The sequence below is a fragment of the Stenotrophomonas sp. STEN030 genome (genome assembly GCF_056759995.1).
In genome coordinates, this window is the sequence record NZ_JBRREB010000056.1 from 16,265 (window position 1) to 27,483 (window position 11,219).

Here is an 11,219-nt window from a genome sequence, read left to right on the forward strand (position 1 = left end):
GGCATCGGCTATTCCGTCCTGAGGACGGCGTCTGCCGGTGTCAGAGCAGGGAACTACCGATGGCCGATACAAATCTGGACGCTGCCGTTACTCCGGAAGGCGGCTCCATCGCCGATCAAGCGGTGGCGCAAGGCGGTGCCTATGAGGTGCTGCGCAAGCGTCTGAGCGATCAGGGCGCACGTCTGCGGCAAGTAGTGGACGCGCTGAATCAGCGCCGGCTGCAGGAATTCGGCGACAGCCGGATGGAAGTGATCGGGCGTTTCCGCATCCGCAGTGAGAACAACTGCGTGGGTCGCGACGTGGTCCAGGTCGGCGATGACCTGCTGCTGTTCGGCTACAACGTTTTCATCGGCCTGAAGACACAGACCCGTATCGAGGACGTGTTCGGACTGTATCGCTTGGTGGATGGCGCCGAGGGTTATGACGTCACCCCGGTGGACCTGAAGAACAGTTTCCTGTCACAGGCCGGGTTCGTTCACGATTTTGGCGAGCTTTACGCCTATTACAAGAATGCGCGCCTGCTGCAGTTGATCGTGCGCGACGGCAAGTTGTTGGCGTCGTTCCAGATTGGCGAGCGCAGTACCGATGTGCGTGTGTTCCGCTGGGCGATGGCGCCCAGTGGCGAGCTGACCTATATCGACGCACGTGGCGAACGCGATATCGCGCTGCCGCCGCCGTTCGATTTCGAGTGGGTCCGTGCCGGCCGCGACATGTTGATCACGGGTCGCTTTCCACATCTGAACATCCTCGACACGATCTTCGTCGAGACCACCGGTGGCGACCTGACCATCAAGGTCGAGAACAACACCGAGACCGGGCAGGGCGTTTACAGCGAGCCGGTTGAGGACAGTACCCAGTCGGTGGACGATGCCACCATCGATTTCGCCAAGGTCGGTTCGCTGATCCTGCTGAAGATCCAGCCCTACCGCGAAGACAGCTGGCGTGGCCTGATCTACAACACGCTGACCGGCAAGGTGGTGCGCAACGACGCCATCGTGCAGGCCTGCGTGCAGCTGCCCGATGACCACGGCGTCATTTTCCCGGGTGGTTACTACCTGCAAAACGGTGAGCACAAGGCGTTCGACGCCTCGATGCAGGGCATGCGCTACAAGCGTTCGATCCGCTCGCCCAATGGCGAGGACATGCTGTACATCTTCTACGAGCGCGAGGCTGGCAAGTCGGCGTTGTTCGTCTACAACAGCATTCAGCGCGTGCTGCAGAATCCTGTGTTCGGCATGGGCTACGCCTTCATGCGCGATGGCCGCATGGTGCTGTTCAACGCCGAGAACGAGGAGCCTACCCGCGTCCATCCGATGCAGGTCTGGCAGACTCCGTTCAGCAGTGATGAGTTCGCCGCGCACACGCCGACCGGCACCAGTTTCATGGCCCGCATCGGTAACCCGGAGCTGGTGCGGGGTATCTCCAATCTGCTCGACCTCGGTCGCGAGATAGATAGTCGCGAGGTCTCGCTGCCACGCTATGAGCTGCTGACCCACAACGCGCGCCGTCTGTTCGATGTGCACCATTGGCTGGATGACGCCAACTGCGATGGCGCCGCAACGCTGCTGCGCGAGATCAGCGCGACCGGCGAGTCGATGCTTGATGAGTACGAGAAGGTCGAGAGCATCCGCAAGCAATCGGCGCAGGCGATGGCTGAAGTCACCGCTGCGCACAAGACGCTGCTGGGGCGTCTGCAGCCGCAGAACTGGGCGAAGATCGGTGAGTTCGTCGAGTCGCTGGGTGACATCGGCAAGTTGCGCGGCCGCCTGCTGACCGTGCGCGATTTCCGCTATGTGGATGTCGCTGCCATCGACGCGATGAATGTCTCCTTGCAGGAGGCACATGACCGGGTCGGCGCCGCTGCCGGTGAATTCCTGGGCAGTGACAAGGCGCTGCAGCCGTTCGCCGATCGCCTGCAGGAACTGGATGCCGCCGCGCAGGTGGCGCAGACCGCCAAGCAGCTATCCGAGCAGATCGCGCAGATGCAGGTGATGTCGGGCGATCTGGACATGTTGTCCGAGTTGATGGCCAGCCTGAAGGTGGATGACGCCGCGCAGCGCACACGCGTGGTCGAGGCTATTTCCAGCATCTACGCCAAGCTCAACCAGACCCGTGCGCGTGCCGATCAGCGTCGCCGCTCATTGGGCTCGGCCGAAGCCGTGGCTCAGTTCGGCGCGCAGTTCTCCTTGTTCAGTCAGGCCATCACCAGTGCTTTGGGGCTGGCGACCGATCCGGAACGCGCTGACGAGCAGTTGTCGCGGCTGATGGTGCAGCTGGAGGAACTGGAGAGCCAGTTCGGCGAGCACGAGCAGTTCCTGGGCGACATCCTCAACAAGCGCGAGGAGCTGCTCGATACCTTCGAGTCGCACAAGCAGACCTTGCTGGATGCACGTCAGCGCAAGGCGCAGTCGGTATTGGACGCAGCCAACCGGATCCTCGATGGCCTGGCCAAGCGTACCGAACGCTTCACCACCGTTGATGAGCTGAACGCCTTCTTCGCCGGTGACCCGCTGATCCTGAAACTGCGCGAGCTGGCCGAGCGCCTGCGCGACTACAAGGACAGCGTCAAGGCCGATGACGTGGAATCGCGCCTCAAGGGCGTGCGCGATCAGGCGGTGCGGGCGCTGCGTGATCGTAGTGATCTGTTCGAAGGCGGTGGCAACATCATTCGCCTTGGCCGACACCGCTTCAGCGTCAACACCCAGCAGCTGGACCTGACCATCCTGCCGCGTGGCGATGGTCTAGCGGTGCACCTGACTGGCACTGATTACTACGAAGCCATTGTCGATCCCGAGCTTGAGGAGCTGCGCGATTACTGGCCGGTGACGCTGGATTCGGAATCACCTGCGCTCTATCGCGGCGAGTATCTGGCTGGTCTGCTGCTGGATGCTGCCATCAACGGCCGCGATGGCTTGAGTGTCGATCTGCTGCTGCGCGAAGCCGCACAAGCCGATGCGTTGGCCAAGCGGGTGCGCGATTTCGCTGCGCCGCGCTATCGCGAAGGCTACGAGAAAGGTATCCACGATCACGACGCAACGCTGGTCCTGCAGGCAGTTTTACCGCTGTATCAGGCGGCCGGTTCGCTGGTTCATGCCGCGGCTCCACGTGCGCTTGCCTTGTTGTTCTGGGCGCGTGAGGGCAAGCGTGAGGAAGTGAGTCAGTGGCTGGAGCGTGCCGCAGGGGCATTCGCCATCGCCAAACTGTTCAATGTGCGCGATGGGCTCGAAGCCCTGCGCGCGGAGATCGCGCTGGCATTGGCGGCATTCCAGGATGAGCACGCCTTGCCGTTCGACAGCGGTGTGCCGGTGTTGGCCGCCGAGTATCTGCTGGCTGAGCTTGGCAATGGCGAGCCGACTTTTTCCTTCAGTGGCTATGCGCGGCAGCTGCTCACCGGCCTGCGCGAACAGCTGCAGGCTGCTGGCCAGGCCGACGCGTTTGATCGCAGCCTGCAACGTCTGAACACGCGATTGGCACTGCAATGGGCGCAGGCGCTGCAATGGTTGCAGGCGATGTGTGGCCAGCCGAAATTCGCCGCCATGGCCGGCTATGTGCCGGAAGCCGCCGCAATGCTGCTGGGCGAGCGGGCTTTGCGCAGCCAGGTACGCGAGGTGACCTTGATCGCCGATGTTGGCGGTCTGCTCGGTGAACACCAGCGCGTCGCCCAAGGCCATCTGCAGTTGGCGGTGGATGATTTCCTGCAGCGCTGGCAGTCGCATCGCCGCCAGTTCCAACCCGGCTTCGAGCGCTACCAATCCCTGCGTCACCGCATCAGTGCGCGCGAGCGCGACTCCCTGCGCTTGAGCGAGTTCCAGGCGCGGCCGCTGAGCTCATTCGTCCGCAACAAGCTGATCAACGATGTCTACCTGCCCATCATCGGCGACAACCTCGCCAAGCAGATGGGCACGGTGGGCGAGAACAAACGCAGCGACCTGATGGGCCTGTTGATGATGATCAGCCCGCCCGGTTACGGTAAAACCACGCTGATGGAGTACGTGGCCAACCGGCTTGGTCTGGTCTTCATGAAGATCAATGGACCAGCCCTGGGGCACGAAGTGCGTTCGCTGGATCCGGAACAGGCACCGGATGCCACCTCACGGCAGGAGCTGCACAAGCTAAATCTGGCGTTGGAGATGGGCAACAACACCATGCTGTATGTGGACGACATCCAGCACACCCATCCGGAGTTCCTGCAGAAGTTCATCTCGCTGTGCGATGGCACGCGCCGTATTGAAGGCGTGTGGAAGGGCCGCACCAAAACCTACGACCTGCGTGGCAAGAAGTTCTGCGTGGTGATGGCCGGCAACCCTTACACCGAGTCCGGCGAAGTGTTCAAAGTGCCGGACATGCTGGCCAACCGTGCCGACATCTATAACCTGGGCGATGTGCTTGGCGGCATGGATGAGGCGTTCAAGCTCAGCTATATCGAAAACAGCCTGACCTCCAGCCAGGTGCTGGCGCCGATGGCGACCCGCGACCTGGCGGATCTCTACCTGCTGGTCGACAAGGCCGGCGGCAAGGAGGTGTCGACCAATACGCTAAGCCATGCGTATAGCGGCGCGGAGATCAATGAAATCGTCGCTACCCTGCAGCGGCTGATGCAGGTGCGCGAGGTGGTCTATCGGGTCAACCAGCAATACATCGCAAGTGCCGCGCAGGCCGACAAATACCGCGTCGAGCCTCCGTTCCGGCTGCAGGGCAGCTATCGCAACATGAACAAGCTGTCCGAGAAGATTTCGCCGGTGATGAATGCCGCCGAGCTGCAGCAGTTGGTGACTGATCATTACTTGGGTGAATCGCAGCTGCTGACCAGTGGTTCCGAGGAAAATCTGCTTAAGCTGGGTGAGCTGCGCGAAGTATTGGATGCGACGCAGTTGGCACGCTGGGAGCAGATCAAGCGCGACTTCATGCGTGACAAGGCGATGGGCGGCGACGATGCCGATACCGGCGCGCGCATGGTGGCGCAGTTGGCCGATATCGCGAGCGGATTGCAGGGTTTGCGCGCTGAAGAGCCCGCACCGGTTGCGCCGGTCGCAGCACAGGTTGAAGCGCCGTGGGAGCAGATCGTCACGCTGTTGCAGGCAGTTGCCGAGCGTCCTGCGGCCGTGGTCGCAGCGCCGCCTGCAGCAGTAACGGCACCTGCAGCACCAACGCAGGATCTGACCCCGCTGTTGCAGGTGCTGGCCGCCGCACAGCAGCGGCAGAGCGAGGTCGGCGATGCCTTGGCCGGCTTGGCCGCACAGTTGCAGGAATGGCTGTCCAAGGACGGCGGCGGCAGCAACAAGCCCGCACCACGCGTGCGGCGTGCGCGTACGCCGGAAGAGAAGGCACTGGATGAAGCGCTGATGCGGCACTTCTATGGCGGCAATGTGGTGGTGCCGGGGCAGCAGGGCAGTCGTGGCAATGAAGCGACGGACGATGCCTGATCCGTCGCCCTCGTTGTTGCCGTTGCCATCGCAGCCAGCGCTGCGGGCCGATGATGCGCTGGCTGTGGCCAGCTACGGCGCGGAGCTGCTGGCCGCGATCGAGCAACTGTTGGGGACTCCGCAGACCGGTATCGCCGCAGCGCGGCTGGTCGCGGAAATGGACAATATCCGTCAGGCGATGTCGGCAGCTGATGGTCGCCAGATCCGTCGTTCGGTGGGCTTGCTTGGCCGGTTGTTGGGGCGAGATGTCGAGGCGCAGGCACGGGCCGAGCAACTGGCGGGGCAGCTGGATGTCTGCTTGCTGCGTGCCGATGGCTGCGTACAGGCCTTGCAGCAGGAGCTGAACCAGCATCTGCTGCAGGTTGCGCGCGTGCAGATGGCGGTTGCTGCCATCGATGATTGGGCTGCAGCCGGCGAGGCGATCCCGCCACCTGCCGAGGTAGTGGCGCAGGCCGCGCTGCAACGGCGACTGCAACATCTGCGTGGACTCGCCCGCCTGCGGCAAGCCGAGGCCGAACAGCTGCGTCTGCTACATGCTCAGGGCCTGGAGCTGATCGAACGCTATCAGCGCATCCGCGACGTACTGTTGCCGCTTTGGCGGCAGCAAAGTCTGGCTGCGCGCGCCGCCGACAGGCAGGCGCAACTGGAACAGGCTGCCCAGGCACAGACACGGATTCTCGACGAGGTGAGGGCCATGCAGGCTAGACTGCGCTGAGATCCACCCTGCACATGATTGCTCGCGCGCCGCGGCGCGCCACTTGCTCAAGGAGAACTGCTGATGACCCAGGATTCGTTGCCGCTGCCGGCCGGCCCCTCTGCTGATGTGGATGGCACCATGCTGGTCGCCTTGGGCTTGAGCGAAGCGGACCGTCCACAGATCGCGCAGATCGTGCGCACGCTGGACGACATCAGCCCGGGCAACCTGCATGTGTTCGGCCGCGAGGCGGCGGGCAAGAGTGCGGCCTTCTCCAGCCAGCTGCTGGACCATGTGCGCAATCGCGACCTGGATGCCTCGGGTGAGAAGCTCGGTGAGGTCGTGCGCATCGCACGCTCGCTGAAGCTCGACGGTTTGAACGAGCGCTCCAAGGTGCCGGTGATCGGTGGCCTGATCGACCGCATGCGCGCCTCCAAGGGCGAGCTGGTGCAGAAGTTCAGCGATACCAACCAGCAGATCGAGAGCCTGCTGCGTGATGTTGGCACCCAGCAGGCGCAGATGGGCCAGCGTGTCGGTGAGTTCGATCGCATGCATGCCATCGTCCGCGACGAGCGCCAGAGTCTTGGCCTGCACATCGCTGCTGGCAAGCAGCGGCTGGCCGAACTCAACAACGAGCTGCACGCACTGGTCGGCTTGGAAGACCCGCAATCGCGCATCCGTCGCGGTGAAATCGACAATGCGATCCGTCTGCTCGACAAACGTGTAGGTGACTTGACCGTCATGCAGCATGCGGCTGATCAGTCGCTGCCGATGATCCGCTTGATCCAGGCCAATGCGATTCAGCTGATCGAGAAATTCAACGCTGTCCGCGACATCACCATCCCGTCGTGGAAGCGCCAGTTCGCCATCCAGCTGTCGCTGGGCGAGCAGAAGAATGCGGTGGATCTATCCAATGCCATCGACGATGCCACCAATGAGCTGATGCGCCGCAATGCCGACCTGATGCGGCAGACCTCGGTGGAAACGGCCAAGGCCAACCAGCGTGCGGTGATCGATGTGGCGACCCTGCGCCATGTTCACGAGCAGCTGATTGCTACGGTGGAAGAGGTGCGAACCATCCACCGCGAAGGTATGCAGCAGCGTCAGCAGGCGGAAGTCGAGTTGGCGCGCCTGCGCGAGGATGTGCAGCAGCGGCTGGCGCAGCCGACGCAAGGCAGCGCAGCATAGGGACGCTGCAGTTGGGGGCGCGGCGTAAGCCGCGAAGCCACCGGTGCATCAGATGCCTGTGGCGCCATCGCTTTTGCCCCTCCCTTTGCCCAAGGCAAGGGGAGGGTTGGGAAGGCGCAAACTCTTGGGCCTTTCCAGCATTGCCAGCTTCGCGGCTTACGCCGCTCCCACAAAAGCCTACAAAGCCCTACAGCAGCTGCTTGCGTAGCCATTCCGCCAATGCTGTCACGCGCGGGTCCTGCTGGTCGCCAGCAGTGCACAAGGCCCAGCAGCCTTCGGTATCGACAAAGCCCCAAGGCGCGATCAGGCGGCCGTTGACCAGGTCATCAGCGACCAACGGTTCAGGCGCAATCGCGACCCCCAATCCGGCGACCGCAGCTTCCAGCATGTAATACAGGTGCTCCAGGCCGGTTCCATAAGTCAGCGCATCTGCATCAATGCCATTGCGTGCAGCCCAGATCGGCCAAGCCTGCGGGCGTGAGCGCGTATGCAGCAGCGAGTGGCCGCGCACCGATTCGACAGGCTGCCGGGCCAATACATGCGCACCATGCATAGAAGGGCTGAACACCGGGCCGATCCGCTCGGGCGCCAGCGTGTGTACCTGCCAGCCGTTCGGCCAAGGTGCCTGGCCCAGCATCAGCGCCGCATCCAGCCCGTCCAGTCGCGGGGCGAAATCACCGTCCTGTGCTGCCAGATGCAGGGTCAGGCCGGGCAGGTCGCGTTGCAGGTCCTGCAGGCGCGGGATCATCCAGCGCGCCAGCAGGCTGCCGGGGCAGCCAAGTACGAAGGCGTCATTGCGCTGCGGTCGGCGCAGCGAGGAAATGCAGTCGCGCAGCTGCGAGAACGCGCCCGAAGTCGCCTCCAGCAGCCGGTGGCCGGCCGCATTGGGGCGGATGCCGCGACCGTCGCGCTCAAACAGGACCAATCCCAGCTCTTCCTCCAGCGCCCGCAGTTGCCGGCTCACCGCTCCGTGGGTGACATGCAGCTCGGCTGCGGCCTGGCTGACGCTGCGCAGCCGAGCAGCTGCCTCGAAGGCGCGCAAGGCATTGAGCGAGGGCAGGGACTGGTGGGTCTTCATGTGAGTTTTTCTAACATGTGATCGCCGAATTATCCATTTTTATGTCATCAGCCCTGCGTTAGAGTGCTTGCCTGTTCCTTGTAGCCGTGACGTCATGACTGATTCGTCGATCTCCGATTTCCACGCCTTCCCTGATGCGCGTGGGCACTTTGGCCGCTTTGGTGGCAGCTTTGTCGCCGAAACCCTGGTTGGGCCGCTGCAGGAGCTGGCAGCCGCCTACGATCAGGCGCGGGTCGATCCGTCCTTCATTGCCGCCTACGACAAGGACCTGAAGCACTACGTCGGCCGGCCCAGCCCGATTTACCACGCCGAGCGCCTGAGCAAGGATGTCGGCGGCGCGCAGATCCTGCTCAAGCGCGAGGATCTGAACCACACCGGCGCGCACAAGGTGAACAACACCATCGGCCAGGCCTTGCTGGCCGCGCGCATGGGCAAGACCCGCATCATCGCCGAGACCGGTGCCGGCCAGCACGGCGTGGCCTCGGCCACGGTTGCCGCGCGGTTGGGCATCGAATGCGTGGTGTACATGGGCGCCACCGATATCGAGCGGCAGAAGATCAACGTCTATCGGATGAAGCTGCTCGGTGCCACCGTGGTGCCGGTCAGCAGCGGTTCGGCCACGCTCAAGGACGCGCTCAACGAAGCGATGCGTGACTGGGTCACCAATGTGCGCGATACCTTCTACATCATTGGCACCGTTGCCGGCCCGGACCCGTATCCGCGCATGGTGCGTGACTTCAACGCCATCGTTGGCCGCGAGGCGCGTGCGCAGATGCTTGAAGACTATGGCCGTCTGCCCGATGCGATCACCGCCTGCGTCGGTGGCGGTTCCAATGCCATTGGCCTGTTCCATGCCTTCCTCAATGATCGCGAGGTCAAGATCTACGGTGCCGAAGCTGCCGGCGATGGCATCCATACCGGTCGCCATGCCGCGTCGATCTCGGCCGGTCGCCCCGGTGTGCTGCACGGCAATCGCACCTATGTGTTGTGCGATGACGACGGCCAGATAACCGAAACCCATTCGATCTCGGCCGGTCTGGATTACCCCGGTGTTGGCCCCGAGCATTCTTTCCTGTCCGATACCGGTCGCGCGCAGTACGTGGGCATCACCGATGAGGAAGCGCTGGCCGCCTTCCATCGCCTGACCCGCATCGAAGGCATCCTGCCGGCGCTGGAATCCAGCCATGCGGTCGCCCATGCGATCAAGCTGGCGCGTGAGTTGCCCAAGGATGCGCTGGTGCTGTGCAATCTTTCCGGCCGTGGTGACAAGGATGTGCATACCATCGCCGCGCGCGAAGGCTTGGTGCTGTGATGGTCGGCTTCGCGCGTCCCGGTTCGCTGCGCACGCCGTTGCTGCTGGGCCTGCTTGCGGCCTTGGCCGCATGCGCGCCGTCAGCCCCCGCGCCGGAATCTGCTGCTCCTGCTGCTCCTGCTGCTCCGCCGGCGGCGCCCGTTGCGCCCGCGGCAGCAAGTCCTGCTACCAGTGCCGGCGCCGGCCTGGCTCAGTTGGGTGAGCTGCGCATCGGCGCACCGTTCGGCAAGGCGCCGGGAGACCAGGCCTTCGTCTCGCACGGCATGCGCGAGGCGATGGAAGGTGACTGCGAGTACTACGACAAGGGCTCCTTACCCGAGAACATGTCGATGATGGTGATTGCCGATCGCATCGTGCGCTTCGAGGTGAATACACCCTTCGAGCCGGGCCAGGAGGTCGCCACCCCAGCACCTGGTGCCGAAGTGACGCCGTTCAACCTATGGCTGGGAATGACGGTCACCCAGGCCAAGCAGCATCTGCCGGCAGGCGTGGTCACCAGTCCGCATGCCTATAACTCGCCGAACGGCGATTACCTGACCTGGACCGACAAGGCAGCCAAGCTGGCCCTGCGCCTGGAAACACTCGATGGCCTGATTACCTCCATTTACTGGGGCCAGCCCGACGCGGTCGAACTGATTGAAGGATGTGCCTGAGATGGCTGTTACCCGAATTGACGAATGCTTCGCCCGCCTGCGTGCCTCCGGCCGTAAGGCGTTGATTCCCTTCATCACCGCTGGCGATCCCTCGCTGGAGGCGACCGTGCCGGTGATGCATGCGCTGGTCGAGGCTGGTGCTGACGTAATCGAGCTCGGTGTGCCGTTCTCGGACCCGATGGCCGACGGCCCGACCATTCAACGTAGCTCCGAGCACGCTTTGGCGCGCGGGGCGGGGCGGCAGTACGTGCTGGACACCGTGGCGCGCTTCCGCCAGACCGATGCGACCACCCCGGTGGTGTTGATGGGTTATCTGAACCCGGTCGAGATCCGCGGTTATGCGCGCTATGCCGAAGAAGCGGTGGCAGCTGGTGTGGACGGCATTCTGCTGGTCGACCTGCCGCCGGAAGAGGCTGATGAACCGCGCGCGGCGTTTGCGGAAGTTGGGCTGGCCTTGATTCTGCTGGCATCGCCGACCAGTAGCGACGCGCGCCTGGACAGCCTGTGCCAAGCCGCGCAGGGCTATCTGTATTACGTCAGCTTTGCCGGCGTGACCGGTGCCTCCGAGCGCCTGGACAGTTCCGCGGCCGGTGAGCGCCTGCGCCTGCTGCGCAGCCGTTCCAGCGCGCCGGTAGTTGCGGGCTTCGGCATCAAGGATGCGGCCAGCGCGGCGGCGATGGCGGTGGATGCCGATGGCGTGGTAGTCGGGAGCGCATTGGTCTCGGCAATGGCTGAGACGGCTGACCCAGTGGCCGCGGCGGCAGCATTCCTCAAGCCGCTGCGCGAAGCCCTGGATCGCTGAGCAGCGCGACCTGTAGTGCCGAGCCATGCTCGGCATGGGCATTCACCGGCAAGGCCCCTTGCCGAGCAT

General features: G+C 63.7%; 7 protein-coding genes. 6 read left to right on the forward strand and 1 reads right to left on the reverse strand.

The window, feature by feature from the left end; translation table 11 throughout:
* Window positions 1–59 precede the first annotated feature (59 nt).
* The 3 genes from ACVOLR_RS16745 to ACVOLR_RS16755 all read left to right on the forward strand — a co-directional run bounded on the left by ACVOLR_RS16745 (window position 60) and on the right by ACVOLR_RS16755 (window position 7,305).
* Entirely contained in the window at window positions 60–5,423 is a 5,364-nt protein-coding gene (locus ACVOLR_RS16745) for a DNA repair ATPase (protein ID WP_481537449.1), read from the forward strand.
* Window positions 5,401–6,138, forward strand: a complete 738-nt coding sequence (locus ACVOLR_RS16750; RefSeq protein WP_481537450.1) for a hypothetical protein — start codon at window positions 5,401–5,403, stop codon at window positions 6,136–6,138. Before ACVOLR_RS16745 ends, ACVOLR_RS16750 begins: the two co-directional genes overlap by 23 nt.
* Window positions 6,139–6,201: 63 nt before the next feature.
* Complete coding sequence (locus ACVOLR_RS16755) at window positions 6,202–7,305, forward strand: toxic anion resistance protein (protein WP_481537451.1); 1,104 nt, start codon at window positions 6,202–6,204, stop codon at window positions 7,303–7,305.
* 187 nt (window positions 7,306–7,492) lie between these two features.
* Here ACVOLR_RS16755 and ACVOLR_RS16760 read toward each other — a convergent pair whose 3' ends face one another.
* Complete coding sequence (locus tag ACVOLR_RS16760) at window positions 7,493–8,383, reverse strand: LysR family transcriptional regulator (RefSeq protein WP_481537452.1); 891 nt, start codon at window positions 8,381–8,383, stop codon at window positions 7,493–7,495.
* Between the two features lie 94 nt (window positions 8,384–8,477).
* Between ACVOLR_RS16760 and trpB the strand changes: the two genes are divergently transcribed.
* From trpB to trpA, 3 genes are read left to right on the forward strand one after another with little or no spacing between them, the layout of a single operon-like run.
* Complete coding sequence (gene trpB, locus ACVOLR_RS16765; protein WP_481537453.1) at window positions 8,478–9,695, forward strand: tryptophan synthase subunit beta; 1,218 nt, start codon at window positions 8,478–8,480, stop codon at window positions 9,693–9,695.
* Window positions 9,695–10,348, forward strand: a complete 654-nt coding sequence (locus tag ACVOLR_RS16770) for a hypothetical protein (RefSeq protein ID WP_481537454.1) — start codon at window positions 9,695–9,697, stop codon at window positions 10,346–10,348. Before trpB ends, ACVOLR_RS16770 begins: the two co-directional genes overlap by 1 nt.
* A 1-nt stretch (window position 10,349) precedes the next feature.
* Window positions 10,350–11,150 carry a tryptophan synthase subunit alpha gene (gene trpA, locus ACVOLR_RS16775; RefSeq protein WP_481537455.1) on the forward strand — a complete coding sequence of 267 codons (801 nt, stop codon included), beginning with the start codon at window positions 10,350–10,352 and terminating at the stop codon, window positions 11,148–11,150.
* The last annotated feature ends 69 nt before the right edge of the window (window positions 11,151–11,219 follow it).